We start from the raw sequence: 25,043 nt of genomic DNA on the forward strand, positions 1-25,043 counted from the left end.
ATTTCTATTTAGTTGTTTGCTCCTTAATTTTTGTGCTTGATTCATTTGGCACAATGTATGGTTTATTTTTCTTTCCAAAAAAAGAAACATTGATATAACGTGTTGGGTTCAATCTCAAATCTTGTAATAATAATTCTAATTCTTTTGCTGTTTTAGTTACATTAACATATAATGCATCGTCTTTCATAAGTTTACCCATTGAGCCTTTTCCTTGTTCAACATCTTGTAAAACGCCATTAACGTTTGTTAACGTTTTCTCTAAATTTTTAACTGTGGAAGCTAAATTTGCTTTGGCTAAAGAATCTGAAATTTTAGTTAGGTTAGCGGCTGTTTTTTCAAAATTAGTAAATGTAGCATTTAGCTTTGATTTATTTGATGTAACTAGCTCATTTGCGTTTTTAGCTACTTGACTAAACTCATCTAAAGTTTGTTGTAAAGAGGCAATACTTAATCTAAGATTAGCTTGAGTAGATTTATCTAGGGTAGAATTTACACCTTCAAAAAGTTGATTAGCGTTATCTAATAATTTTTCAACTTTTACTTTCAACGGCTCCATTTGTATGGCTAGTTCATCGGCTAAACCTAATTTATTTGCTGCTTTTAACGTATCTCCTGAAACCGCATAGTTTTTATCGGCAAAATTTACAATAATGGCAATTTCTCTACCTCCTACAATGCCCATTCCTTGAATTTCGGCTAAACTAGATTTTGTAATTTGAACTTGTTCGTTAGTAATTGCCATTTCAACAAGCATTTTGCCGTTTTCAAGCACATCAATTTTATTAATTTTTCCAATTATTAATCCGTTAACTGTAACTGGAGAAGAAGGCGCCAAACCAGCCACATTATCATACACCACATACAATTTTGTAGTAGTATCAAATAAATTTTTTCCTTTTAAAAAACTAAATCCCCAATAGAATAATACTATTGATAAAATAACTAATACGGCAACTTTTAACTCTCTTGTAACTTTCAATGTAAGGTTGTTTTATTTTACAAAAATACTAATATTTATTTGATGGCTTCGCTTATACTTATTTTTTTACCATTTTTTGTAGCTACAATAAATGCGGAAGAATATCCTTTCGCTTGAGCTTCTTTTAATAATTCTTTTGCGGCCTTATGTTCATTTGCTGTGCCATAAAAATATTTATATAAGGTATTTTCTTTTTCTACTGTTATAGACTTTAAACCTTTAAAATTAGAAGGGATGGTTTCTAGTTTTTTTGTGCTAGTAGCAATTTGAACCGAAAAAACAACTGCATCGTGAGATACTGTTTTTTCAGCTGGAGCAACTTCTTTTTTAATTGGTTCTTCTTTTTTAACTTCTTCTTTTTTCTCTATTTTTTCAACTTCCTTTTTAGGTGTTTCTGAAGTAAATGATTCTTTTTTATAGCTCAGTACAGCAGTGGAAATGGCTTCGGCTAATTTATCTTGACCATTTTCTGAATTTAAAAATGCGCCTTCGGTCTTATGAGATACAAACCCCATTTCTACTAAAATTCTAGGCATAGTTATCTTTCTTAACACTAAAAAACCAGCTTGCTTTACCCCTCTATTCTTATTTCCTGTATATTTAATAAAGGCTTCTTGAATTTTACTAGCGATAGCAATGCTTTGTTCTAAATTTTCTTCTTGTTGAATTGATAACCCCATAACTGATTCAGGCTTATTAGGGTCAAATCCATCGTATTTTATTTTGTAGTTTTTTTCTAGAGTAACAACGGCATTTTCTTTCTTTGCAACCTCTAAATTAGCTGCATTTCGAGTGATACCCATTACAAAGGTTTCATTTCCATCTGCTGTTTGATTTGCATTTGCATTACAGTGGACAGATATAAACAAATGCCCTTTTGACTTATTTGCAATGTTAGCTCTTTCATCAAGTTCTACGAAAACATCAGTATTTCTAGTATAAATAACTTCAATATCTGCTTCTTTTTCTAATATAGCACCAATTTTCAAAACTGTCTTTAATGCTATATTTTTTTCAATATTTCCATGGTAGGTTGCGCCATAGTCTTTACCGCCATGGCCAGCATCTAAAACAACTTTAAACTTTTTGTTTTGTGCCCAAGTAAAAACTGTAGAAAGCAAGACACATGCTAGTATGACATTCCTTTTCTTACCCATATTATTCTTTATCTTCTACCATAAAAGCAGTGTTAAAACCTTTTGTTTTAGCTTCAGCGAGTAATTTTTTACATTCTTCAGCACTCGAAGCGTTCCCGTAAAAATATTTATATGCATTGCCTTCTTGTTTCATAGTTACGTTTAGTAAACCTTTGAAATTAGCAGGTACTAAATCTAATTTTGTGGTACTATATCCTATTTGCACTCTGTATTTTTTTTGATCATCAACTTGAGGTTGCACATCTAAAGGAATAGTTTTTACCGTATCGACAATAGGTACAATTTCAGGCTTGGTTTCTTCTATAATAATAGGTGTAAGTACTTTTGGTTCAAACAATGGAGTTTCTGTTCCTAATAATTGATTTTTATATTTAAGAATTGCCAAAGCTATAACTTGAGCAAAATTTTGTCTTCCTTCTTTAGAATTTAAATACTTGGATTCTTTATAATTAGATAAAAATCCTAACTCAATAAGTACTCCTGGCATAACGGTAGCATCTAACACCCATAAAGGTTGTTGATGCATGCCTAAATCTTTTCGTGTTAGTGTGTTTTTAAATTGGTTTTGTATTTCACTTGCAAATTCAATACTTTGTAATAATGTTTCTTCTTGTAAAATTTTTAAACCTATTTGCGTACTCGGATTATTTGGGTCAAAACCTTTATAATTTTTCTTATAATCATCTTCTTGAAAAATTACGGCATTTTCAGTTTTAGCAATTTCAAAATTCATATTAGAACGCGAAAGTCCCATTACTAATGTCATTGAGCCAGAAGGATTTGGAGAAACAGAAGAATTACAATGTATCGAAACGAATAAATTAGCACCAAAATCATTTGCTATTTTTGCTCTATCACGTAAAGGAATAAAGACATCTGTAGTTCGCGTATACTTGACATCAAAATCAGAATAATTTTTTAATAGTTCGCCTATTTGTAATACTACATCTAGAGCAATTTCTTTTTCTACGCAACCATTTTTATTTGCGCCAGGATCTTTACCTCCATGTCCTGCATCTAAAACTAATTTAAATTTTCCTTCTTGCGAAAATGAAAGAGAGGATATGGTTAGTATAAGTACTATTAAAATTTTCTTCATGTTTTTAAATAAGTTATAATTTTACTAATTAAATAAAATTTAACAAAAAATATACGTAAGTTTGACACCGCAAAAATCGAACCATTTTTTACAAAAATAGTATATATACATTTGAGTACAAAGTTAATTCATATCGTTTTTTTTATTTTTTTTCTAAGTGCTGGGAATTCAGAAATTTATTCACAAACTAAAAAGAATACAGACAGTGTTACAGTAGATGTGAAATCGCTTGTAAAATCTAAGGACACGGTTAAAAATGATAGTGTAAAAAATAAAAAAGTCTTCTTAGAAGGTATTGTAAAAAGAAAAGCTAAAGACTATGAAAAACTTGACCAAAAGAAAAAGAAACTTACACTTTATAATGAAGCCGAATTACGTTACCAAGACTACGAAATTAAATCTGGGATTATTGTTTTAGATTATGAAAAGAATGAAATCTATGCAGGAAGACTAAAAGATAGCACGGGGAAGTATTACCAATATCCTTATTTTAAGCAAGGGCAAAATATTATTGAACCCGATTCTATTAGATATAATACCAAAACAGGAAAGGCTAAGATTTGGAATTCTAAAACCAAACAAGGCGAAATGAATATTTTAGCCGAAATATCAAAACGAGAAAATGATTCCGTAATTTTCTTTAAAAAAGCTCGATTTACCACTTCAGAAAACAAAGAAGATCCTGAGTATTATTTTTTATCCTACAAAGCGAAATTAGTGCCTGGAAAGAAATTTGTTTCCGGGTTAACACACATGTTCATTGCCAATGTTCCCACCCCTATAGGTGTGCCTTTTGCCTTTTTTCCAATGACCGACAAAAATACTTCAGGAGTTATAATGCCTGCACCGGGTCAAAGTAACAACAGAGGGTTCTTTTTACAAAATGGTGGATATTATTTTGCTTTAAGTGACTATTATGACCTAGCGCTATTAGGCGATTATTATACAAATGGTAGTTATGCATTAAGAGCAGAATCAATGTATAATAAAAAATATAAATTTGGCGGTAATGTACAATTTAGATACGAAAATCAAATAACAGGAGAAAGAGGATTCTCTGATTATTCCAAAACAAATTTATACAATATTCAATGGTCTCATACACAGGATGCAAAAGCTTCTGCTAATTCTAGATTCTCTGCATCGGTAAACTTTGGAAGTAGTAAATATTTTAGACAATCTATTAATATTATTAATGTAGGTTCTAATTTAAACAATACAATGAGTTCCTCTGTGAGTTATTCAAAAACAATACCTATTGTGCCATTAATTAATTTCTCTGTATCTGTTACGCATAGCCAAAACACAAATACAGGCGATGTAAATATGACTTTACCAACATTTAATGCAAGTGTAGATAGAATTTTTCCTTTTGCAAAAGCAGATGCTATTAAAAAAGGTTTTTTTCAAAATATTAATTTTCAATATAATTTAAGAGGTGAAAATCGAGTAAAAACAAAAGAAGAATTTTTGTTTAAATCGGAAATGTTCAATGATGCATTAGCGGGTATTTCACATACAATCCCATTGACTACAAATTTTAAAATATTTAAATATTTTAGTGTTTCAACAAATGCAAATTACAGCGAAAGTTGGGTTTTTAATACTATAAATAAATATTACAATAGCACAACTAATAAAGTAGAAACTGTTCGTATAAATGGTTTTGATTCTTACAGAACATATAATTTTGGAGCAAGTTTAGGAACCACTATTTATGGAACGTATACATTTAAAGAAACAAACAAAATTCAAGCAATACGACATATTATGCGGCCAAATATCTCGTATGGATATACACCAAGTTTTAACCAATACTATGACACATACTTAGATCAAAATGGAAATCAAGTTGATTTTAGCCGTTTTGAAGGTTCTATTTTAGGAGCGCCTGGAAATGCAATTGCAAATGCAATTGGTTTTTCATTAAATAACTCTTTAGAAGCTAAAGTTCTTGACAAAGAAAATAAAAAAGGAGAATCAAAAAAGATTATGTTATTAAACCAATTTAATTTTTCTACAAATTATAATTTTGCAGGGGATAAATTTAAATTAGCTCCTATTCGATTTGTTGGTGGAACACAATTATTTGAAAACAAATTGAATGTTAATTTTGGAGCTACTTTTGATCCATATGCTATTGATGAAAATGGCGTAAAAATAAATGAATACAGCATTTCAAATGGTGGAGCACTTCTTAGAATGACCAGCTCAAACTTAACGCTTAGTTATAATATATCGAGTAATGATTTTGACAAAACTAAAAAGGACAAAACAGAAAAACAAAATGTTCAAAATGGAGGAAGAAGTGACGATTTATTTGGTAGAGGAACTGATTTAAGCAACAACAACGAAACGTTATTTGATAAAAAAAATCAAGGCAGAGCAAACCAATCTGAATTATACAAATTTAAGATTCCATGGGATTTACGCTTGGCTTATTCCCTAACCTATTCAAACGATAAAAAGGAAAGACAAATTACCACTAATTCCTTAATGGTTTCTGGTAATTTAGATCTTGCAGTAAGATGGAAATTAGGATTTTCTTCTGGATATGACTTTGCTCGAAATGGACTTTCTTTTACCCAACTTAGATTTGAGAGAGATTTAGAAAGCTGGAAAATGAACTTTAGTATTGTTCCTGTAGGTGTCTATTCGTACTGGAATTTCTTCATTGGGGTTAAATCATCTATGCTTAGCGATATTAAATGGGAAAAACGAAAAATTCCTGATGCACGTTTACGATAAATCAAAATATATTAACCTACACAAAAATGAAAAAAATAATTTTTACAGAAAAAGCTCCTGCACCAATTGGTCCTTATAATCAAGCTGTTCTAGTTGGAAACACCTTGTATACATCAGGGCAAATTGCAATTAATCCTGCGACAGGTTTACTTGTATTAGACTCCATTGAAGAAGAAACTAAAATGGTAATGGAAAATTTAAAGGCTGTTTTAGAAGCAGCTGACATGACGTTTGAAAATGCTATAAAAGTTTCAATATTTATTAGCGACATGTCTAATTTTGCTAAAATAAATGCAGTATATGGCAGTTATTTTTCTGAAGCAACTGCACCTGCTCGTGAAACGGTTGAGGTAGCTTGTTTACCAAAAAATGTAAATGTGGAAATTTCAATGTTGGCTATAAAATAAACTAAGGCGCTAAACGCTCTATTTTCCAATTATACCCTTCCTGAAGTTCATATCGAATTCTATCATGAAGTCTATTGGCTCTTCCCTGCCAAAATTCAACAGATATTGGTCTTACTAAAAATCCACCCCAATTTTCTGGTCGTTTAATTTTGGATCCTGATACTTCTTTTTCTAAGTTTTTTAATTTTTCATCTAGATATTCTCTTGATGGAATTACTTCACTTTGATTCGAAACAATTGCACCCAACTTACTGCCTTCTGGACGAGAATTAAAATAATTATCTGAAACTTGTGCTGTTGTTTTCTCAGCTATTCCTTTAATTATTACCTGACGTTCTAATATCGGCCAAAAGAAAGAAATACAAACATTTGGGTGCTGCAAAATAGCTTTTCCTTTCTCTGAATTATAATTAGTGTAAAATATAAAACCTTCTTCATTGAATTTTTTAAGCAGTACTACCCTACTTTTTGGAAATCCATCCAAACCCATAGACGACACTGTCATAGCGTTAACTTCTCCCTTTTCTTGTTCTTCCGCTTCATAAAACCATTTATGAAACAATTGAATCGCATCACCAGGAATGGTGTTTTCTAATAATTCGCTCTTTTCGTATGATTTTCTATAGTTTGATAAATCTTTCATTTTTTATAAGTAAAGGGAAAGGTGTAAGGTTGTTATTCTTTATTTAAAATTCGAATTCCAATCCATCGTCTGCAAGTAAGACGTTATCAAATATTTCTTGGGCTTCTTTTTTAAATAGCTCAATATCACCATAGCGAGTAGAATAATGTCCTAATAGTAAATGTTTAACGGCTGCTAATTTAGCAATTTTTGCCGCTTGTTTAGCAGTACTATGCATTGTTTTTTCAGCCAAGTCAATTTCGTTCTCTAAAAATGTTGATTCATGATATAAAACAGTAGTATTCGTAAGTAACGGAACTATTTTCTCTGAATACATAGTGTCAGAACAAAACGCATAACTTTTGGGTGCAGATGGTTCGAAAGTTAATAAATCATTAGGAATTTGTTGACCATTTTCCAAAGTAATTGCCCCACCTTGCTTAATTTTGTTATAATATACTTTATCAATATCATAATTAAGAATAGCATTGATGTTTAAAGGTCGTTCCGTAACCTTTTCTTCAAACAGAAAACCATTAGTATAAACTCTATGCTGTAATGGAATTGTTGAAACTTTAACTTTATCATCTTCAAAAACTACTTCAGATGCTGTAGCTTTTAATTCATGAAAATACAAACCATAACTTGTATAAGCATTTCCTAATTTTAACAGTAATAAAATAGCTTCTTTAATTCCTTTTGGACCATAAATATGCAAATCTTTTTCCCTGCCCAATAACATAAAAGTAGAAATTAAGCCAATTAAACCAAAAAAATGATCACCATGCAAATGAGAAATAAATATGTGTTCAATACGTGAAAATTTTATTTTATGTTTTCGCAATTGCACTTGTGTTCCTTCTCCACAGTCTATTAAGAACATATGATTTTTAATCTCTAAAACTTGCGATGTAGGATTGGTAATAGTTCTTGGTGTAGCGGCATAACAGCCCAATATTTTTATTTTCAATTTTTTCTGGTATTGGGTAATGGGTTTTGGGTAATGGGTTAAAAACTTCTAACTCACTTCTTTCAACACCCTTCTAAATTAAAATCCTAAATCGCGTTCAATTTCTTCCATTTCAATAATATCATGCGCTTCTAAAACAGAAGGTACTACTTGTAAAGCAGCAGGCACTTTATTAAAATCAATTTCTGAAGCCACAATAATCAATGATTTACTATTTTCTTTGTGTAATTTTGTTAATTCTGTAAATTCTTTTAATGCATTGATTGACATGTTTTTATCATGCGTTATATCAAGTATTAAATTATACTTTTTGAACGTTGAATATTGAGAAATTAATTTTTCAATAAACTGACTTATACTGCTCTCAGTATCTTTTACTATTGTTGTATGACCCTTTTGTTCAACTTTCATAATTACCTTTTTTAGGTCTAATTTTTTATTTTACTTGCTAGCAAATAAATCACTGCCATTCTTATAGCTACACCATTTTCCACTTGGTTCAAAATTACAGAATGTTTACCATCCGCTACGTCAGTTGTAATTTCTACCCCTCTATTAATCGGCCCCGGATGCATGATAACAATATCTTTATTCAACTCGTTTAACAATTCATTTGTTAAACCAAATTGTTGTGTATATTCTCTTGTTGATGGAAAATAACTCACATCTAAACGTTCATTTTGAATACGCAACATATTTGCTACATCACACCATTCCAATGCCTTTTTTAAATTAGACTCTACTTTAACATTCAGTGAATCTATATATTTAGGAATTAATGTTTTTGGCCCACAAACGCGTACTTCTGCGCCTTGCATTTGTAGTGCAAAAATATTTGATAGCGCTACTCTTGAGTGTAAAATATCACCCACTATTAGTACTTTTTTACCTGCTACATCACCTAATTGTTCTCTAATTGTATAACTATCTAATAATGCTTGTGTAGGATGTTCATGTGCGCCATCACCTGCATTGACAATACTTGCGTTCACATGTTTAGCTAAAAAATGAGAAGCTCCTGGCGAACTATGACGCATAACTACCATATCCACTTTCATTGCTAAAATATTGTTTACAGTGTCAATTAATGTTTCGCCTTTTTTAACCGATGATTGTGCCGATGAAAAACTTATCACGTCTGCAGATAAACGTTTTTGAGCTAATTCAAATGATAATTTTGTTCGGGTACTATTCTCAAAAAAAATATTAGCAATTGTAATATCTCTTAAAGAAGGAACTTTTTTAATGGGTCTATTGATGACTTCTTTAAAATGGTCTGCGGTTTCAAAAATCAATTGAATATCGCTTTCTTGTAAATATTTTATTCCTAATAAATGATTGACGCTTAATTCTTTCATTGTTGTTGTGTTGTTTTTTGTCAATTCTACTTTTATTCTATATAGACAGCATCTTCTCCGTCTTTTTCAAACCATTTTACTTTTACTTTTTCATCATTAATAGCATCTACTTGTCTACCTCGGTAATCAGGTTGAATAGGTAAATCTCTACTGAATCTTCTGTCTATTAACGTTAGTAATTCAATAGATTTTGGTCTACCAAAGGATTGTATAGCAGTTAAAGCTGCACGAATACTTCTTCCTGTATAAAGTACATCATCAATAAACACTACCTTCTTATCTTCAACTAAAAAATCAATTTGTGTGCGATTAGCTTCCAAAACTTTTTCCGTTCGTCTAAAATCATCTCTAAAAAAAGTAATATCTAGTAACCCTAATTTTAGATTAGAAACCGCATATTCGTCACGTAATATTTTTGCTATTCGTTCAGCTAAAAAAGACCCTCTGGGTTGTATGCCTATTAATATGGTATTTGAAAAATCTAAGTGGTTTTCAATTAACTGACAAGCTAATCGATGCAGAATGATATTGACTTCTTTTGATGTAAGCAATATTTTTTGACTCATAGTTCGTGTTGTTGGGTGTGTAAAAGTACGTATTTTTTTTCAAATGTATTACAATTGCATTAACTCTTTGTATAGTCTATGCGTGGGTAATCCAACTACATTAGCATAAGATCCTTCAATTTTTTCAATTCCAATTAAACCAATCCATTCTTGTATACCATATGAACCTGCTTTATCATAGGGATGGTAGGTGTCTAAATAGTACTCTATTTCATCCGATGTTAAGGCCTTAAATGTTACGCTAGTAATTTCATGAAACACTTTAGTGAAAGACAAGTTCATCAAACAAACAGATGTAATTACTTGATGGGTTTTTCCTGCCATACAAGTCAACATTTCAAAAGCATCTTTTCTGTCTTTTGGTTTACCTAAAGCTGTTTCTTCTAACCACACAAGCGTATCGCTAGTAACCAGTAAATCGTTTGAATCTAAACATGTTTTGAATGCATTTGCTTTTAATTCCGCCAAATAATCGGTAATTTCTGCAGCTTGTAAATGAGACGGATACACTTCTTCTACCTCTTTCAATTGAATACTAAAATCAATATCCATTTCTTTAAAAAAAAGTTGCCTTCTTGGTGAACCAGAAGCTAATATGATATTGTATTTTTTTAGTTTTTCCTTAAGCATTTTTAATTCTTTTTAATGACGATAACCCACTAATACTATTACACTTAAAGATAGCATCGTAGTAACACTAACAACTTTTAAAATTTTTTCCAATAAAATAAAATCGCGCTGTGTGTTTGCTTGAAAAGATCTTAGTATAAAAAACAGTAATGGAGCAATCATTAATAAAATAACGTACCCAATAACATAAGGCATATATGCTAAATTAGTTATCAAATAATATACAATAAAAGCAAGCAATATTAAAATGAGTGAAGACACTAATAAGAGGGCTTTTTTTGTGCCAAATGAAGTTGCTACAGTAGTCAGTTCATATTGAGAATCTCCATCTTTATTTTTAATTGTTTTTAAAATTTCTTGGGCAAAAAACAATAAAAAAATCATGATGGCATAATCTACAATAATAGAAAAAAGATTCATTATCAAAGTTTCATTACCTTTATAAACAGTAGGAAATAAATTAAAAAAGCCTATAACCAATAAATTAATTGCCATTAGTAAAGCAACTATACCATTACCTATTATTGGTATTTGTTTTAGACCATTAGAATACACATAATATAAAGCCGAACAAATAATAAAAATGGCAGCATAAGAAGGTCTTTCTACTACTCTACTTAGATAAAAACCAATACCAACTCCAACAATATTTAAACCAAAATACCAATTATAAGCTGTTTTTTCAGAAAAATAGGTGCCAATATACACTTGGTTTGGTCGGTTAATTGCATCTACTTCTACATCAAATATATCATTGATAATAAAACCACCCGCCGCTATACATAAAGAAGCGACTACTAATAGCGCATATTGCCAGTTAGCCAAAGCTTGAACGGTAGCATAATCTAAAAAAGTATATTTTAAAATAAGTTGAACAAGCGCAATAAAAGTCAATTGTTCAATTCGAATTAATTTTAAAAAATTTTTCATTTGTTATTTAATTAATTTAAAAAAACTTCGCGTTAAAATCGTCCATCCATTTACCTTGTACTTTCAGCACTTGCTCAATCACATCGCGTACAGCACCTTTACCACCATTTTTATGCGAAATGTATTTGCTAATTTCTTTTATTTCTGGAGACGCATCTTGCGGACATGTGGGTAAACCTACTTTTTGCATCACTAAATAATCTGGAATGTCATCGCCCATATACAATACTTCTTCAGGTTTAATTTCATAGCCATCACAAAATTCATAAAATTTTTCAACTTTATCTGAAACACCTAAATGCACTGAATTTATTCCTAAATTTTGCAATCTAACACGTACCCCTTCATTACTTCCGCCCGAAATAATGCATACCGGATACCCTTTATCAATGGCTGCTTTCATCGCATATCCATCTTTGATATTCATATGACGTAATAATTGTCCATCTTCGGCTACGTGAACCGTACCATCTGTTAGTACGCCATCAACATCAAAAACAAATGCTTTGATGTCATTCATAATTTCTTTATAACTTTTTGACATGATGTTGAATAGATTGAGTCATGAATTGATAGAGTGTTTTATACTCTGAATTGGTTAAAAATTCTAAATGCGCTTGTATTGTTTTTTCGTCACCTCTAAAAGCGGGTCCAGTTTGTGCATCTTTTGGTGCTAAATTTTGAATTTTATCCGCTGTTTCTGTTATCAAAGGTTTTACAATTTCAAAAGGTATGGCGTTATCCTCACAAATGGCTGCTCCAATCTGATACAAATGATTTGTAAAATTACAAACAAATACGGCTGCAACGTGCAATGCTTTTCTTTGTTCTGAAGAAATTAAATACACCTTAGGAGTAAGTAAAGAGGCTATTTTTTGTAATATGTTTTCATCTTCCTTTTGATTCGTTTCAATACAAATTGGCACAACTGAAAAATCGATTTGTTTCTCTTTTGAAAAAGTTTGCAACGGATAAAAAACCCCTTTTCTCTCAAAAGGTAATACATCTATTGAAGTGGTACCCGAAGTGTGAACTATTAGTTTATTTTTAAAGGAAATTTTTGAAGCTACTTCAGCAATAGCATCATCTGAAACACTAATAATATAAAGATCTGCTTCTTTTAAATATTGCCAATTTGAAATTTGAACGGCTAACGGAATTGCAGATGATTGCGTTCGAGCAAACACCTGAATAATTTCTACATCTGAAGCACCTGAAAATGCATTATACAAATGTGTAGCTACATTTCCTGAACCTATTAGCACTATTTTAATCATACGGCGAATTTAGTAAATTAAACCTCTTTGAGCAAAAGAAATAGATTTTGTTTATAAATGCCTGCAACAAATCTATACTAATGAGCTTGTAAATGGTATTTCTTTTTTTACTTTTGATATGTTTTTAACCATTTAAAAATTAATTTTAGAAAAAATAATTAAACACATGAAAATCGTTATATCGCCTGCAAAATCTTTAAATTTTGAAAAGAATGTACCTACAACTGCATATTCTGAAGCGAGTTTTTTGAAAGAAGCAACTACAATACAAAAAGTAGTAAAGAAACAATCTCCAAAAAAATTAATGGCGTTAATGAATATTTCTGAAAAATTAGCTGAATTAAATTGGGAACGAAATCAAAATTGGGCCCTACCTTTCACACCAGAAAATGCACGACAAGCTGTATTTGCATTTGATGGAGATGTATATACTGGGCTAGATGCTTACACCCTTTCTGAAGATAAATTTCCAATACTTCAAGATAAAGTTAGAATTCTTTCAGGCCTATATGGCTTATTAAAACCTTTAGATTTAATTCAAGCCTATCGCTTGGAAATGGGAACTTCTTTAGCTATTGGCTCCAAAAAAAATCTATATGAATTTTGGAAAAAAACAATAACTAAAACGTTAAATGAAGAATTAAAACCTAACGAACTGTTTATAAACTTAGCAAGTAATGAATATTTTAGTGCAATTGATTCAAAAACACTAAAGGCAACTATAATCACACCAGAATTTAAAGATTATAAAGATGGTAAACTAAAAATGATTAGTTTTTTTGCAAAAAAAGCACGTGGTTTAATGGTTAGATACATTATAGATACAAATGTAGATACAATTGAAGATTTAAAAGGTTTCAACTATGAGGGTTATGCATTTGATGCTAATTTATCTGCAGAAAATAAACTGGTTTTTACAAGATAATTTTCTACATTTACAAAAATTAACATTAAAATCAAGCAATTATGAAAAAATTACTATTTATACTTGGCATAGTTTTACTTTCTTCGTTTATTTCTTATAATAAAAAATCATTTGAAGTTAAAATTGAAATTGTTAGAAACAAAGTTCAACTTACTCCATCAAGTGGTTTTAATTTTTCGTTAATGGCATTTACAAAAAAATCTGTTTATTTAAACGAAAGTGGAATGATTGATTTAAAAAATAGTGAAGAAGTAAAAAATTCGGATTTCATTTTTAAATTAACTAAAAAAAAGAATACCATTTTATTAGAAGGGATAAAAAATACAAATTGGAAAGATATAGCTTTTAAAAAAGATGCCATTATTAATGAAAGTGGAATAAAATAATCTTAATTATTTAACCAGTTTTCAATCATTTTTTTTCCATGCGTTGTCATGATACTTTCGGGATGAAACTGCACGCCTCTAACATTTAATTCTCTATGTTTCAAAGACATTATAGCCCCCTGACTATCTATCGAAGTAATTGCTAAAACTTCAGGAAGACTTGTTTTATCTACTACCCAAGAATGGTAACGTCCCACAATAAATTGACGTGGAATACCTTCAAATATATAATCTTCATTACATTGTTCAATTTCAGAAGCTACACCATGAAAAACGTGCTGTAAGTTAAGCAAGGTTCCACCAAAAACTTCAGCAATAGCTTGTAAGCCCAAACAGACACCAAATATATCTTTTGAAGAAGAATAAGTTGTAATTACTTGCTTTAACAAACCTGCATCACTTGGCAAACCAGGACCTGGAGATAACATTATTTTAGTAAATTTTTCTAATTCTTCTATTTCAAATGCATCATTTCTAAACACGGTAACTTCTGCCCCTAAATCTTCTAAATAATGTACTAAATTATAGGTAAAACTATCATAATTATCAATCAGCGCTACTTTCATTTCCATTTTTTTTCAAACTTACATATTTTTTTTAAACCATATAATAATTAACTAATAATCTCCATAATCGTTTTGATTTTTATAATTTTGGTGTCAAACTAAAATAGTATGCAAAAATTAGTTAACATTGGAGATAACGTATTGGTATTAGACGATTCACTTGAAGGAAAAGTAGTTGGCTTTAATGCTGCGTATGTACAAATTGAAACGCTTGATGGTTTTGTATTAGAATATTTACCTAACGAGCTTGTCACGATTACTAAGAATGCTCCTGAACTAAATTTTAATAGAAGTATTGATTTGGTTTTAGCGGAAAAAGAACCTGCAAAAAAGAAAGGAGCGCCCTTAGTTCGCTATTCTAAAAAAGAGCAGCCTATTTTTGAAGTCGATTTACATTTAGAAAAAATTATTGCAAAAGCATCTAAAAATTTAACTAATTTTGATAAACTTACCATCCAATTGGATGAAGCAAAACGTGCTTTAGATTTTGCTATTTCAAAGCGTTATTCTAAGGTGGTTTTGATACATGGTATTGGTGAAGGTGTATTAAAATCAGAACTAGAATATTTGGTTAAACGGTATGAAAACATCAGCATACAGGAAGCTAATTACAGTAAATACGGACTGGGAGCAATGGAATTATATATTAAACAGAATTGATAATTATTGTATTACTACATGGGAAAAATATATTTAGATAACGCAGCTACTACCCCACTACGAAAAGAAGTAATTCATACCATGCTAGAAGTGCTAGAGCAAGATTTTGGAAACCCTTCCTCTACACATTCTTTTGGGAGAAGCGCCAAAACGATTATTGAATCGGCTCGAAAAACTATTGCACACTACTTAAACTGTTCGTCTCAAGAAATCATTTTTACGAGTAACGCTACTGAAGCTACCAATTGGATTTTATCCGAATTGATAAAAAACCATAACATTAAACGAATTGTTACCAGCAAATTAGAACATCATGCTACTTTATACACGTGTCAAAAATTAGCAAAAGAATATCAAATAGAACTAGAATATATCCCCGTTTTACCTTCAGGTAATTTAGATTTAAATTACTTGGAAAATACATTGGAAAAATCAATCAAAACAGTTGTAAGTTTGATGCATGTTAATAACGAAATAGGAACCCAACTAGATATTGAAAAGGTCAACCTCCTTTGCAAAAAAAATCAAGTTCTTTTTCATTGTGATACAGTGCAAACAATGGGAAAACTAAAAATTGATTTACAACAAACCGCTCTTGATTTTGCAGTAGCAAGTGCACATAAATTTCATGGACCTAAGGGGATTGGCTTTGCATATATAAACAAAAATATTTCTTTGCAACCTTTATTAGTTGGTGGTGAACAAGAAAAAGGATTACGTGCGGGAACCGAAGCTACACATCAAATTGCGGGGATGGCTAAAGCATTTGAATTGGCACATATTGAATTAGACGAACATAAAAAATATATTTCTGAAATAAAAAACTACTGTGTAAGCGAATTAGAGCAAAGTTTCGAAGGTATTAGAATAAATGGAGAGGATACTTTTTATAACATACTCAATATAAACCTACCTTTTTCTGAAGATAAAACTGCTATGTTATTATTCCATTTAGATTTAAAAGGAATTGCAGTATCTAGAGGCAGTGCGTGCCAAAGTGGAAGTCCAAAACCATCTCATGTATTAGCTGAGTTCTTGTCACACGAAGAATTAAAAAAACCATCAATACGTATATCTTTTAGTCATTTCAACACAAAAGAAGATATTGATGGTTTTATTAATGCTTTAAAAAGCATATAAATTATTTAGACCAAGCAGTAATACTATCTGTATTTTGCTTTATATAATCTTGATTGTTAGCTTTTGTAGCTCCTTCCAACGAAATTTTAGCAGAATCTATGGCGCCTTTTTTATCGCCTAATTTAAACTGAATTAAAGATTTTAATCTATAATACCAAAAAGGGACTTCTACTTCTTTCGTGGTATTTATAGCTTTATTAACCCACTCTAATGCTTTAACTAAGTCATTATTTGTTTGGTAATAATATTGTGCACAGGTAAAATAATCATTTGCAGTAGGACCACTTAATACCTGTTCAATAGTTTTTAAAACCACTTTTTGAGTTGGTACTTCAATTCGTAAAGAAACCATTGTTTTCTCCCAAGACAAATCGAGTGTTGCAGAATCAGTTGTGACATTATTTATTGAAATAGTAAAAGTTTCAATAGATTTTGAAAGCGATTCAGGCGAAACAGTTACACGTAAAGCTACATTTGCTTCATCCCATACTTCTGGCAATCCCCAATTTGTAGTTTCTTTATAAAAAATAAAATCCCACGAATCGGCTCTTGGAGTAGTAAATAATGCATATTTTCCTTTTAACAAAGGCTTATTTGCAATCAGTACATCTTCAGAAAATATAATAGTTGTATTTTCATTTGCTCCTGTTCGCCAGTTTTTTCCAAACGGAACTAATTCTCCATACACTAACCTTCCCTTTGCACTTGGGCGAGAATAAGAAACAGAAACAGTTGTTAATCCTACTACTTGCTCAATTTTTGAAACGGGACTAGCTTGTGGTATTTTAATTTGACCGAAACTAGTAAATGATACCAAGACCATTACTAATACTATAATTTTTTTCATAAAGTTATTGTTGGATTAAAACACAAAATTAGTATTTTAAACAATACAAACATATACGTGAAAAATATTATTGTTTAACTTTTTATAATATTTATTAAACATTTTAGTATATTTGTAAACTTAAAGAATCATAAATAAAAGTTATTAATACTAAATTTTCTTACCATAAATGAAGATCTATAGATTACAAACCACACAAAAATTACCTATAACAAAAGAGCAAGCTTGGGAATTTCTTTCTAGTCCAAAAAACTTAAAAACCATTACGCCAGACTATATGAGTTTTGATATTTTATGTGGGGCAGACAGAAAAATGTTTCCAGGACAAATAATACAATACATAGTAACACCTATTTTTGGTATAAAAGCGAAATGGATTACTGAGATTACACATGTTGTAGAAGGCGACTATTTTGTAGACGAACAACGTTTTGGACCTTATTCGTTTTGGCATCACAAGCATTTTATTAAAGAAATTGAAGGCGGAGTGGAAATGGAAGATATTATTGACTACAAAGTACCTTTTGGCCTTTTGGGGCGACTTGTACATCCTTTTCTAGTAAAACCTAAATTAGAAGAGATATTTATTTATAGAAGAAGAAAATTATACGAACTTTTTGGAGAATTACATTAATGACAATTTTTTGGTTTAGAAGAGATTTACGATTAGAAGATAACGCAGCGCTTTTTCATGCACTTAATGAAAATGATGCGGTGCTTCCTATTTTTATTTTTGACACTTCTATTTTAACAAACTTAGATAAAAATGATGCTCGAGTAACTTTTATTTGGCAACAACTACATGCGATTCAAGAAGCTTTACAGAAAATAAATAAAAATTTAGCTGTTTTTTATGGCGAACCGATTTCTGTTTTTAAAGAACTTATTGCAGCACATTCCATTTCGTCTGTGTATTGCAATCATGATTATGAGCCAGCAGCACGAAAAAGAGATAAATCAATCAATGATTTATTACAATCTAAGGGAATACTTTTTAAAACATGCAAAGACCAAGTCATTTTTGAGAAATCTGAAATTGTAAAAGACGACGGAAGTCCGTATGTTGTATACACACCTTATTCAAAAAAATGGAAAGCTAGTTACAGAGAAAAGAACTATTTGCCTTATCCTTCAGAAGATTTAGTACATAAATTATGTAAGCATCAATATCCTTTTTTATCACTTGAAGCGATTGGATTTGAAGCTACTAAAATAGTATTGCCTCAATTTGATATTTCAACTCAATTGGTAGAAAATTACGAGAAAACTAGAAATTTTCCTGCATTAAATGGCACATCTTTACTAGGTATTCATTTGCGTTTTGGTACGATTAGCATTCGAAAACTGGCGCACTTTGCTTCTGGATTTGCAAACGAAACTTTTCTAAACGAATTGATTTGGCGTGAATTTTTTATGCAAATTCTTTGGCATTTCCCACATACAATTACCAAGAGTTTTAAACCAAAATATGATGCTATTGAATGGAACAATGACGAAATAGCATTTCAAATGTGGTGCGAAGGAAAAACAGGTTATCCTATTGTTGATGCAGGCATGCGAGAGTTAAACGCTACGGGGCATATGCACAATAGAGTACGTATGATAGTAGCTAGCTTTTTGTGTAAACATCTATTAATTGATTGGAAATGGGGCGAGACCTATTTTGCTTCAAAACTATTAGATTATGAACAAGCCAGCAATGTGGGTAATTGGCAATGGGCCGCAGGCAGTGGTGTAGATGCCGCGCCTTATTTTAGAATATTTAATCCTGCAGAGCAAATAAAAAAATTTGATAAAGATTATGCCTACATTAAAAAATGGGTGCCTGAATGGAACACATCCGTTTACCCACAGCCTATTGTAGATCATAAATTAGCAAGAATAAAATGCCTAGAAACGTATAAAAAAGCGGTAGGTTAAAAATTAATTTTTAAGTCATCAAATTTATCTACAACTAAATCAGCTAATTCATATTGCTGTTTTTTAGAATTTATACTTCTGTATCCCACACAAAATAAACCAGCCGCTTTTGCAGCTAGTATTCCATTTGTACTGTCTTCTATAACAAGACACTCATCTTTTGTCACGCCTGATAATAGTGCAGCTTCTTCAAATATAGCTGGATGAGGTTTAGATTGAGGAAAATCTTCTCCAGAAACGATATGTGTAAAATAGCGATGCAAATTAAATCTAGTAAATACTCTGTCAATAGTTACTTTAGCGGAAGATGAAGCCAGAATTAATTGTTTTCCCTCATTAAATAACTGTTCAATTAACTTTTCGACTCCTTCAAGTAAAAACAAATCTTTTTTAGTGTCAAATGCATTATTAAATAAGTTTCGTTTAGTTATAACCAGCTCATCTAAAGGGATTTGAATTTCAAAGTGATTGATTAATTTTTGATATACGTTTTTGGTTGAATTTCCTGTAAATGTAGCGTACATTTCATCCGAAACTTGAATTCCTAATTGTTTAAAATGTTGCTGATAAGCATAATAATGAACAGGTTCAGTATCTACTATTACGCCATCCATATCAAAAATTACGGTTTGAATCATCTCTCTTTATATTTCAAGCAAACTTACATAATTTCATATTTTATTCCTATTCATTAAACCTTTTTAAGTATCTTTAGTCAAATAATTCAAAAAGAAATTTGTGGAGCAAGAAAAGCAATTCATAGCAGATTTATGTCACCCAAAGACACAACAAGCAGCCTTTAAAAAGTTAGTGCAAGAGTATCAAAAACCTTTGTATTATCATATCAGGGCTATTGTTTTGAATCATGATGACACTGATGATGTATTGCAAAACACATTTATAAAAGTATTTGCCAACATTCAGCAATTTAAAGGCGAAAGCAAATTGTATTCTTGGATGTATAGAATTGCTACCAATGAGGCCTTGTCTTTTATACAGCAACGAGCTAAAAAACAAGGTATATCGAATGAAGAATTACAATCAAAAGCGATACAGAAATTAGAAAGTGACGTATATTTTGAAGGTGAAGCTATCCAACTAAAATTACAAAAAGCAATTGCTCTTTTACCTGAAAAACAACAATTAGTATTTAAAATGAAATATTTTCAAGAAATGAAATATGAATACATGAGTGAAATTCTAGAAACAAGTGTAGGTGCTTTAAAAGCAAGTTACCACCATGCCGTAAAAAAAATTGAAGAATATTTAAAACAAGATTAAACTTTTTTAATAAACTGCTATCTAATTATAAAATCCCCAATAACAAAGAAATGAAACAAAACTCACAACATATAAAGCAAGGATTCAAAATACCAGACAATTATTTTGAGACTTTTTCAACTAGATTAGAGGCTAAATTAGATACTGATTCTATTCTAGAGTATGCACCTTCCACAGCTGGTTTTAATGTTCCTGATGCATATTTTACAGATTTTGAAACACGTTTATACAGTAAATTACAGCCGAAAGAAACACCCATTTTTAAATTGTCAGTTAACAAATATTGGGTTTCAGGCATAGCTGCATTGTTTCTATTATCTATTATGTTACCCATTTTTTATCATACTCAAGAAGTAAAACAAACTAACGAAGCAGCTAAAGAGTATTTAGAGATTCATGCCGATGAACTATCAACTTATGAAGTGGGTATTTTATTACAAGATTCAGAAATAGAAGATCTAGAAAACGAATTGATTTACAACAACATATAAATTATTAATTAAAATTTAAATTTACATATATGAAAACCAAATTTTTATACTTATTCCTGTTTTTATTTATTGCAAATTGGGGATTTTCTCAAGATTTTAAAGAGAAAAAAGAAAAAATTAGAGGCTTGAAAATTGCATTTATCTCTCAAAAATTAAACTTAACTCCTGAAGAAGCTGAAAAATTTTGGCCAGTCTATAACAAGTACGATACTAAAATAATGGACTTGAAAGAAGGCCAAATGAAATTGCGATTAAAGAAAAAAGAGTTAACAGACGAAGAAGCACTTAAGCAAATTGAAGAAGCCGAACAAGCTGAAGCTGAAATCATGGCCTTAAAGAAAAAAATGCGCACAGAATTAATACCAATTATTGGTGCAGATAAAGTAGTCGCTTTAGAACGTGCCGAACAAGAATTTCATAGAAAATTATTGAATAAATTAAAAGATCGAAAAGGTCCACCTTCACCACCTAGAGATTAATTTAAGGTTAGTTTAGTTACCTTGTTTTTTCCTGCTAAAAACAAGGTCTTAGAATCCTTGATGCGTAACGTATAATAATCGTTATCATCAAGGATTTTTTTCCATGTAACACCAAAATCTTTTGAAAAATACACCCCTGAAGTACCACACACAAATAACTCATTCCCTTTTTTTCTAGGGACAAATTGCACACATGATGCATATCCAAAAGCTTCCTTATTTGCAACTAACTTCCATGTTTTTCCACCATCAAAAGTAATAGCTTTATTTGCTTCATTATTTTGCTGGTCTTCATAGTTACCACCTACAAGCATGCCTACTTTAGAATCATAAAAATCCATGGAAAATGCGCCTGTCATTTGTTTTCCCTGTATTATTGGTGTGTCAAAAACGTTCCATGTTTTACCTTTATCAATACTTTTAAAAAGTCTAGATTTTTTCCCGCCTGATACTATAAATATCGTATTATCAATTAATTTAACATTGGTATTACTTGCTGCAAATGCTGCTTCACCTTCCATAACTTCAGGCAATTGCTCACATGGAATTTTTTGCCACTCTGCCCCCCCATTTGTAGTGACTAAAACAGACAAACAAGTAGACGTAGGATCTCCTATTGCAGCACCAAAACCTTTTGCATCAATATACATACTATCATAAAACACCTTTTCATTTTTTTCTGAATAATAGTTTTTTTGTACTCCTAAATTCGACAGGCCAACTATTTGTGCGGGATTGGCAACATTTAACACATAAAATGTAGTATTGTAAAATGAAGCACTTCTCAATTCAGCTTCTGTAAATTGATTTTTATATATCGCTTTTTCATTTCTCTCAAAATTAATCCAACCCATTTTACCAGCACTCCCAGCAAACCATAAAGTATCATTTTGAACATGAATAGCTCGAATACTTGTCTTTTCCAAAACTACAGTTTGTGCGTTTTTAACCAGTTGTAAGGGTTTACATGAAATTACCACTAACAACAAAAAATAAATAATTTTCATATATGTAAAATTTTATTTGTAAAAGATCATATATGTTATCGCCTTTTTATTTATCTGTGTTTATCTCACAATTTTGTTGTTCTCCTTCGTGTTCGATGATTTTCAATTGCTTGCACAAACTTTTTATTAATGGCGATTTCATAAAATAATAAGTATAGTACGGCTAATATACAGAAAATTAAAATAACTCTTTATTCCATTATCTTAGACTATATTTCATTATCTTTGCCAGCATTTTTTATTATACTCATGAGATTTCACAGAAACATAAGTTTTGCGGTTATTGACGCATTATTAGCTATTTTTAACGAAAAAGAATATGCTGACAAAGTAGTCGCAAGGGCATTAAAATTAGATAAACGCTGGGGAAGCAACGATAGAAAATTTGTTGCAGAAACTATTTATGATATTGTTAGATGGAAGCGTTTATATGCTGAAATTGCCGAAGCTAAAGAACCTTTTACTAGAGATTATGTATGGCGTTTGTTTGCTATTTGGGCGGTTTTAAGAGGACATACACTCCCCGACTGGAAATATTTTGAACAAACTCCTGTAAGAAGAATTAAAGGAAAATTTGATGAATTATCAAAAAATAGAAGTGTTAGAGAATCTATTCCAGATTGGATGGATGAAATTTGCAGTAAAGAATTAGGGGATGACATTTGGGAAAAAGAAATTAAAGCCCAGAACGAACAAGCTCGAGTTATTTTACGTGTAAATACATTAAAAACAACACCACAAAAATTACAAGAGCTTCTTAATACGTTAGATATTGAAACCGAAACCTTGAAAGAATATCCAGATGCACTAATTTTAAAAGAACGTGCAAATGTTTTCATGACAGATGCCTTTAAAAATGGTTTATTTGAAGTACAAGATGCCTCGTCACAATTAGTGGCTCGATTTTTAGATATTCAACCAGGAATGCGTGTTGTTGATGCATGTGCGGGCGCAGGAGGTAAAACTTTACATATTGCAAGTTTACTTGAAAATAAAGGCCAAATTATTGCCATGGACTTATATGAAAGTAAATTAAAACAATTGAAATTACGCGCCAAAAGAAATGGAGTACACAATATTGATTGTAGGGTAATAGAAAGCACTAAAACAATTAAAAAACTTCACGAAAAAGCAGATAGAGTTCTTATTGATGCACCTTGTAGCGGATTGGGTGTATTAAAAAGAAACCCTGATAGCAAATGGAAATTACAACCTGAATTTATTGAAAATATAAAAAAAACACAACAAGAAGTTCTTGAAAATTATTCTAAAATAGTAAAACCAGGAGGTAAACTTGTCTATGCCACTTGTAGTATTCTACCTTCTGAAAATCAAGAGCAAGTAGAAAAATTTTTAACAACAGAAATGGGAAAAAAATTTATATTTGTTGAAGACAAAAAGGTCTTAGCTCATGAATCAGGATTTGATGGATTCTATATGGCTTTATTAGAACGAAAAAAATAATTAGTTTATACAATGAAAAAAATTACTTTTACAATTATTGCTTTGCATTTAACTTTACTTGTTTTAGGTCAAAGTGGTGCACCCGCAAATCCTTATTATAATGGATTTAACTGGACACTTACGGGTACGGCTTTAAAAAATGCATTAGCCAATAAAATAACTACTACACATACAAAATTTTTAACTTATTCTGAAGATTGGAATGCCTCACAAGCTACGGACTTGAACCCAACCAATTCTAATAATGTGTTATTAGTATATGGATTTAGTGCTAATACTTGTCCAACTTCTACTTCAGACGACAACGATCACAGAGAAAGAAATTTAAACAGTAATGGCGGGGCTAATAGTTGTGAATGGAACAGAGAACACGTATATGCAAAATCATTAGGTACACCTGTTTTAGTTGATGGAGCCTTAACTTCCGCAGATAGTGATGCTGGAGAAGACGCACATCATATTCGTTCTGCAGATGTAGATAGAAATGCCAACAGAGGAAATTCAAAATTTGCTGCAGGAACTGGTAATTCAGGAAATGTAACAGGTGGTTGGTATCCTGGTGATGAATGGAAAGGTGATGTAGCCAGAATGATGATGTATATGTACCTAAGATATGGTTCGCAGTGTTTACCCATCAATGTAGGAACAGGTGCTACTGTAGCTAGTGACAGCAATATGCTTCAACTTTTTCTTCAATGGAATGCAGATGATCCTGTTTCGCAATATGAAGACAACAGAAATACCTATCATGGAAATTCAAGTAATGCTTATGCACAAGGCAACAGAAATCCTTTTATAGATAATCCATATTTAGCTACTTTAATTTGGGGAGGACCTATTGCACAAGATAGATGGAACTTCTTATCTGCGCAAAACTATTTAAATTCTGAAATGGTAGCCATTTATCCAAACCCAACTAATAATGGAATAGTTTCGATAGAAACAACAGAAGCTATATTAAATGTAAGGATAATGACCATACATGGACAAGTAATTAGAGAAATTGAAAAACCATTATTTATAGAAAATATTTTTGAAATCACTAATTTGACCCAAGGTTTTTATCTTATTGAATTAAGAAATAATAAAGGTACATTAACAAAAAAAATAGTTGTTAATTAATTACACATTATA

29 protein-coding genes are annotated in these 25,043 nt (G+C 30.9%); 13 read left to right on the forward strand and 16 right to left on the reverse strand.

The window, feature by feature from the left end:
* Positions 1-4: 4 nt before the first annotated feature.
* Genes RF683_RS04975 through RF683_RS04985 form a run of 3 tightly spaced genes read right to left on the reverse strand, consistent with a single transcriptional unit; the run spans position 5 to position 3,235 of the window.
* Positions 5-979, reverse strand: a complete 975-nt coding sequence (locus RF683_RS04975; protein WP_309533090.1) for an MlaD family protein — start codon at positions 977-979, stop codon at positions 5-7.
* Positions 980-1,014: 35 nt separating this feature from the next.
* Positions 1,015-2,136 carry an N-acetylmuramoyl-L-alanine amidase family protein gene (locus RF683_RS04980; RefSeq protein ID WP_309533091.1) on the reverse strand — a complete coding sequence of 374 codons (1,122 nt, stop codon included), beginning with the start codon at positions 2,134-2,136 and terminating at the stop codon, positions 1,015-1,017.
* A gap of 1 nt (position 2,137) precedes the next feature.
* Positions 2,138-3,235: an N-acetylmuramoyl-L-alanine amidase family protein gene (locus tag RF683_RS04985; RefSeq protein ID WP_309533092.1), complete on the reverse strand. Its 1,098-nt coding sequence runs from the start codon at positions 3,233-3,235 to the stop codon at positions 2,138-2,140.
* Between the two features lie 111 nt (positions 3,236-3,346).
* Between RF683_RS04985 and RF683_RS04990 the strand changes: the two genes are divergently transcribed.
* Both RF683_RS04990 and RF683_RS04995 read left to right on the forward strand, forming a co-directional pair.
* A complete protein-coding gene (locus RF683_RS04990; protein ID WP_309533093.1) occupies positions 3,347-5,983 on the forward strand; it encodes a putative LPS assembly protein LptD in 2,637 nt (878 codons plus the stop codon).
* 26 nt (positions 5,984-6,009) lie between these two features.
* Complete coding sequence (locus RF683_RS04995) at positions 6,010-6,390, forward strand: Rid family detoxifying hydrolase (protein WP_309533094.1); 381 nt, start codon at positions 6,010-6,012, stop codon at positions 6,388-6,390.
* A 1-nt stretch (position 6,391) separates the two neighbouring features.
* Here RF683_RS04995 and pdxH read toward each other — a convergent pair whose 3' ends face one another.
* The 9 genes from pdxH to RF683_RS05040 form a co-directional block, all read right to left on the reverse strand.
* On the reverse strand, positions 6,392-7,033 hold the full coding sequence (gene pdxH, locus RF683_RS05000) for a pyridoxamine 5'-phosphate oxidase (protein ID WP_309533095.1): 642 nt from the start codon (positions 7,031-7,033) through the stop codon (positions 6,392-6,394).
* 43 nt (positions 7,034-7,076) lie between these two features.
* Positions 7,077-7,982, reverse strand: coding sequence for a ribonuclease Z (locus RF683_RS05005; protein ID WP_309533096.1), 906 nt, complete (start codon positions 7,980-7,982; stop codon positions 7,077-7,079).
* A gap of 78 nt (positions 7,983-8,060) precedes the next feature.
* A complete protein-coding gene (locus RF683_RS05010) occupies positions 8,061-8,393 on the reverse strand; it encodes a ribonuclease Z (protein ID WP_309533097.1) in 333 nt (110 codons plus the stop codon).
* Positions 8,394-8,410: 17 nt separating this feature from the next.
* Positions 8,411-9,340, reverse strand: coding sequence for an aspartate carbamoyltransferase catalytic subunit (locus RF683_RS05015; RefSeq protein ID WP_309533098.1), 930 nt, complete (start codon positions 9,338-9,340; stop codon positions 8,411-8,413).
* A gap of 32 nt (positions 9,341-9,372) precedes the next feature.
* Positions 9,373-9,906 (reverse strand): bifunctional pyr operon transcriptional regulator/uracil phosphoribosyltransferase PyrR, encoded by a 534-nt coding sequence (gene pyrR / locus RF683_RS05020; RefSeq protein ID WP_309533099.1) that lies wholly within the window; start codon positions 9,904-9,906, stop codon positions 9,373-9,375.
* 48 nt (positions 9,907-9,954) lie between these two features.
* Positions 9,955-10,536, reverse strand: coding sequence for a Maf-like protein (locus RF683_RS05025; RefSeq protein WP_309533100.1), 582 nt, complete (start codon positions 10,534-10,536; stop codon positions 9,955-9,957).
* Positions 10,537-10,548: 12 nt separating this feature from the next.
* A complete protein-coding gene (locus RF683_RS05030) occupies positions 10,549-11,466 on the reverse strand; it encodes a geranylgeranylglycerol-phosphate geranylgeranyltransferase (protein ID WP_309533101.1) in 918 nt (305 codons plus the stop codon).
* A 16-nt stretch (positions 11,467-11,482) separates the two neighbouring features.
* On the reverse strand, positions 11,483-12,010 hold the full coding sequence (locus RF683_RS05035; protein ID WP_309533102.1) for a KdsC family phosphatase: 528 nt from the start codon (positions 12,008-12,010) through the stop codon (positions 11,483-11,485).
* Positions 11,994-12,743, reverse strand: coding sequence for a Rossmann-like and DUF2520 domain-containing protein (locus RF683_RS05040; protein WP_309533103.1), 750 nt, complete (start codon positions 12,741-12,743; stop codon positions 11,994-11,996). The genes RF683_RS05035 and RF683_RS05040 overlap by 17 nt, the downstream gene beginning before the upstream one ends.
* Positions 12,744-12,909: 166 nt before the next feature.
* On the opposite strand from RF683_RS05040, the gene yaaA reads away from it, so the two are divergent.
* Together yaaA and RF683_RS05050 are read left to right on the forward strand one after the other, a co-directional pair.
* Positions 12,910-13,668 (forward strand): peroxide stress protein YaaA, encoded by a 759-nt coding sequence (gene yaaA / locus RF683_RS05045; protein ID WP_309533104.1) that lies wholly within the window; start codon positions 12,910-12,912, stop codon positions 13,666-13,668.
* Positions 13,669-13,709: 41 nt separating this feature from the next.
* Positions 13,710-14,054 carry a hypothetical protein gene (locus RF683_RS05050; RefSeq protein WP_309533105.1) on the forward strand — a complete coding sequence of 115 codons (345 nt, stop codon included), beginning with the start codon at positions 13,710-13,712 and terminating at the stop codon, positions 14,052-14,054.
* A gap of 2 nt (positions 14,055-14,056) precedes the next feature.
* Here the strand turns inward: RF683_RS05050 and RF683_RS05055 are convergent, their stop codons facing one another.
* A complete protein-coding gene (locus RF683_RS05055) occupies positions 14,057-14,620 on the reverse strand; it encodes an anthranilate synthase component II (RefSeq protein ID WP_309533153.1) in 564 nt (187 codons plus the stop codon).
* 108 nt (positions 14,621-14,728) lie between these two features.
* Here RF683_RS05055 and RF683_RS05060 point away from each other — a divergent pair, with 108 nt between their 5' ends.
* On the forward strand, positions 14,729-15,280 hold the full coding sequence (locus tag RF683_RS05060; protein WP_309533106.1) for a Smr/MutS family protein: 552 nt from the start codon (positions 14,729-14,731) through the stop codon (positions 15,278-15,280).
* Positions 15,281-15,298: 18 nt separating this feature from the next.
* Positions 15,299-16,420, forward strand: a complete 1,122-nt coding sequence (locus RF683_RS05065; protein ID WP_309533107.1) for a cysteine desulfurase family protein — start codon at positions 15,299-15,301, stop codon at positions 16,418-16,420.
* Position 16,421: 1 nt separating this feature from the next.
* Here RF683_RS05065 and RF683_RS05070 read toward each other — a convergent pair whose 3' ends face one another.
* Positions 16,422-17,267, reverse strand: a complete 846-nt coding sequence (locus RF683_RS05070; protein ID WP_309533108.1) for a DUF2911 domain-containing protein — start codon at positions 17,265-17,267, stop codon at positions 16,422-16,424.
* A gap of 169 nt (positions 17,268-17,436) precedes the next feature.
* Between RF683_RS05070 and RF683_RS05075 the strand changes: the two genes are divergently transcribed.
* Both RF683_RS05075 and RF683_RS05080 read left to right on the forward strand, forming a co-directional pair.
* Positions 17,437-17,901, forward strand: a complete 465-nt coding sequence (locus tag RF683_RS05075; RefSeq protein ID WP_298660549.1) for an SRPBCC family protein — start codon at positions 17,437-17,439, stop codon at positions 17,899-17,901.
* Positions 17,901-19,187 carry a cryptochrome/photolyase family protein gene (locus RF683_RS05080; RefSeq protein ID WP_309533109.1) on the forward strand — a complete coding sequence of 429 codons (1,287 nt, stop codon included), beginning with the start codon at positions 17,901-17,903 and terminating at the stop codon, positions 19,185-19,187. Before RF683_RS05075 ends, RF683_RS05080 begins: the two co-directional genes overlap by 1 nt.
* Here the strand turns inward: RF683_RS05080 and RF683_RS05085 are convergent.
* Positions 19,184-19,825 carry an HAD family hydrolase gene (locus tag RF683_RS05085; protein ID WP_309533110.1) on the reverse strand — a complete coding sequence of 214 codons (642 nt, stop codon included), beginning with the start codon at positions 19,823-19,825 and terminating at the stop codon, positions 19,184-19,186. The genes RF683_RS05080 and RF683_RS05085 overlap by 4 nt on opposite strands.
* A gap of 100 nt (positions 19,826-19,925) precedes the next feature.
* On the opposite strand from RF683_RS05085, the gene RF683_RS05090 reads away from it, so the two are divergent.
* From RF683_RS05090 to RF683_RS05100, 3 genes are read left to right on the forward strand one after another with little or no spacing between them, the layout of a single operon-like run.
* Positions 19,926-20,468: an RNA polymerase sigma factor gene (locus RF683_RS05090; protein WP_309533111.1), complete on the forward strand. Its 543-nt coding sequence runs from the start codon at positions 19,926-19,928 to the stop codon at positions 20,466-20,468.
* A gap of 50 nt (positions 20,469-20,518) precedes the next feature.
* Positions 20,519-20,959: a hypothetical protein gene (locus RF683_RS05095; RefSeq protein WP_309533112.1), complete on the forward strand. Its 441-nt coding sequence runs from the start codon at positions 20,519-20,521 to the stop codon at positions 20,957-20,959.
* Between the two features lie 29 nt (positions 20,960-20,988).
* Positions 20,989-21,438 carry a sensor of ECF-type sigma factor gene (locus tag RF683_RS05100; protein ID WP_309533113.1) on the forward strand — a complete coding sequence of 150 codons (450 nt, stop codon included), beginning with the start codon at positions 20,989-20,991 and terminating at the stop codon, positions 21,436-21,438.
* On the opposite strand, the gene RF683_RS05105 is transcribed toward RF683_RS05100, so the two are convergent.
* Positions 21,435-22,445: a WD40/YVTN/BNR-like repeat-containing protein gene (locus tag RF683_RS05105; RefSeq protein WP_309533114.1), complete on the reverse strand. Its 1,011-nt coding sequence runs from the start codon at positions 22,443-22,445 to the stop codon at positions 21,435-21,437. The genes RF683_RS05100 and RF683_RS05105 overlap by 4 nt on opposite strands.
* Before the next feature lie 249 nt (positions 22,446-22,694).
* Between RF683_RS05105 and RF683_RS05110 the strand changes: the two genes are divergently transcribed.
* The gene (locus RF683_RS05110; protein WP_309533115.1) at positions 22,695-23,909 is read left to right on the forward strand and encodes an RsmB/NOP family class I SAM-dependent RNA methyltransferase; all 1,215 of its coding nucleotides are present in this window, start codon (positions 22,695-22,697) and stop codon (positions 23,907-23,909) included.
* A 12-nt stretch (positions 23,910-23,921) separates the two neighbouring features.
* Complete coding sequence (locus tag RF683_RS05115) at positions 23,922-25,031, forward strand: endonuclease (protein WP_309533116.1); 1,110 nt, start codon at positions 23,922-23,924, stop codon at positions 25,029-25,031.
* Positions 25,032-25,043: the final 12 nt, after the last annotated feature.

Origin of the sequence: Flavobacterium sp. 20NA77.7 (assembly GCF_031326205.1) — a bacterium.
Classification (GTDB): Bacteria; Bacteroidota; Bacteroidia; order Flavobacteriales; family Flavobacteriaceae; genus Flavobacterium; species Flavobacterium nakdongensis.

Coding starts and splice junctions, on each gene's coding strand:
- RF683_RS04980 (WP_309533091.1), bottom strand. CDS start 2,136: ATGGGTAAGAAAAGGAATGTCATACTAGCATGTGTCTTGCTTTCTACA.
- RF683_RS04985 (WP_309533092.1), bottom strand. CDS start 3,235: ATGAAGAAAATTTTAATAGTACTTATACTAACCATATCCTCTCTTTCA.
- RF683_RS04995 (WP_309533094.1), top strand. CDS start 6,010: ATGAAAAAAATAATTTTTACAGAAAAAGCTCCTGCACCAATTGGTCCT.
- pdxH (WP_309533095.1), bottom strand. CDS start 7,033: ATGAAAGATTTATCAAACTATAGAAAATCATACGAAAAGAGCGAATTA.
- RF683_RS05010 (WP_309533097.1), bottom strand. CDS start 8,393: ATGAAAGTTGAACAAAAGGGTCATACAACAATAGTAAAAGATACTGAG.
- RF683_RS05015 (WP_309533098.1), bottom strand. CDS start 9,340: ATGAAAGAATTAAGCGTCAATCATTTATTAGGAATAAAATATTTACAA.
- pyrR (WP_309533099.1), bottom strand. CDS start 9,906: ATGAGTCAAAAAATATTGCTTACATCAAAAGAAGTCAATATCATTCTG.
- RF683_RS05025 (WP_309533100.1), bottom strand. CDS start 10,536: ATGCTTAAGGAAAAACTAAAAAAATACAATATCATATTAGCTTCTGGT.
- RF683_RS05030 (WP_309533101.1), bottom strand. CDS start 11,466: ATGAAAAATTTTTTAAAATTAATTCGAATTGAACAATTGACTTTTATT.
- RF683_RS05035 (WP_309533102.1), bottom strand. CDS start 12,010: ATGTCAAAAAGTTATAAAGAAATTATGAATGACATCAAAGCATTTGTT.
- RF683_RS05040 (WP_309533103.1), bottom strand. CDS start 12,743: ATGATTAAAATAGTGCTAATAGGTTCAGGAAATGTAGCTACACATTTG.
- yaaA (WP_309533104.1), top strand. CDS start 12,910: ATGAAAATCGTTATATCGCCTGCAAAATCTTTAAATTTTGAAAAGAAT.
- RF683_RS05050 (WP_309533105.1), top strand. CDS start 13,710: ATGAAAAAATTACTATTTATACTTGGCATAGTTTTACTTTCTTCGTTT.
- RF683_RS05055 (WP_309533153.1), bottom strand. CDS start 14,620: ATGAAAGTAGCGCTGATTGATAATTATGATAGTTTTACCTATAATTTA.
- RF683_RS05060 (WP_309533106.1), top strand. CDS start 14,729: ATGCAAAAATTAGTTAACATTGGAGATAACGTATTGGTATTAGACGAT.
- RF683_RS05065 (WP_309533107.1), top strand. CDS start 15,299: ATGGGAAAAATATATTTAGATAACGCAGCTACTACCCCACTACGAAAA.
- RF683_RS05070 (WP_309533108.1), bottom strand. CDS start 17,267: ATGAAAAAAATTATAGTATTAGTAATGGTCTTGGTATCATTTACTAGT.
- RF683_RS05075 (WP_298660549.1), top strand. CDS start 17,437: ATGAAGATCTATAGATTACAAACCACACAAAAATTACCTATAACAAAA.
- RF683_RS05080 (WP_309533109.1), top strand. CDS start 17,901: ATGACAATTTTTTGGTTTAGAAGAGATTTACGATTAGAAGATAACGCA.
- RF683_RS05085 (WP_309533110.1), bottom strand. CDS start 19,825: ATGATTCAAACCGTAATTTTTGATATGGATGGCGTAATAGTAGATACT.
- RF683_RS05095 (WP_309533112.1), top strand. CDS start 20,519: ATGAAACAAAACTCACAACATATAAAGCAAGGATTCAAAATACCAGAC.
- RF683_RS05100 (WP_309533113.1), top strand. CDS start 20,989: ATGAAAACCAAATTTTTATACTTATTCCTGTTTTTATTTATTGCAAAT.
- RF683_RS05105 (WP_309533114.1), bottom strand. CDS start 22,445: ATGAAAATTATTTATTTTTTGTTGTTAGTGGTAATTTCATGTAAACCC.
- RF683_RS05110 (WP_309533115.1), top strand. CDS start 22,695: ATGAGATTTCACAGAAACATAAGTTTTGCGGTTATTGACGCATTATTA.
- RF683_RS05115 (WP_309533116.1), top strand. CDS start 23,922: ATGAAAAAAATTACTTTTACAATTATTGCTTTGCATTTAACTTTACTT.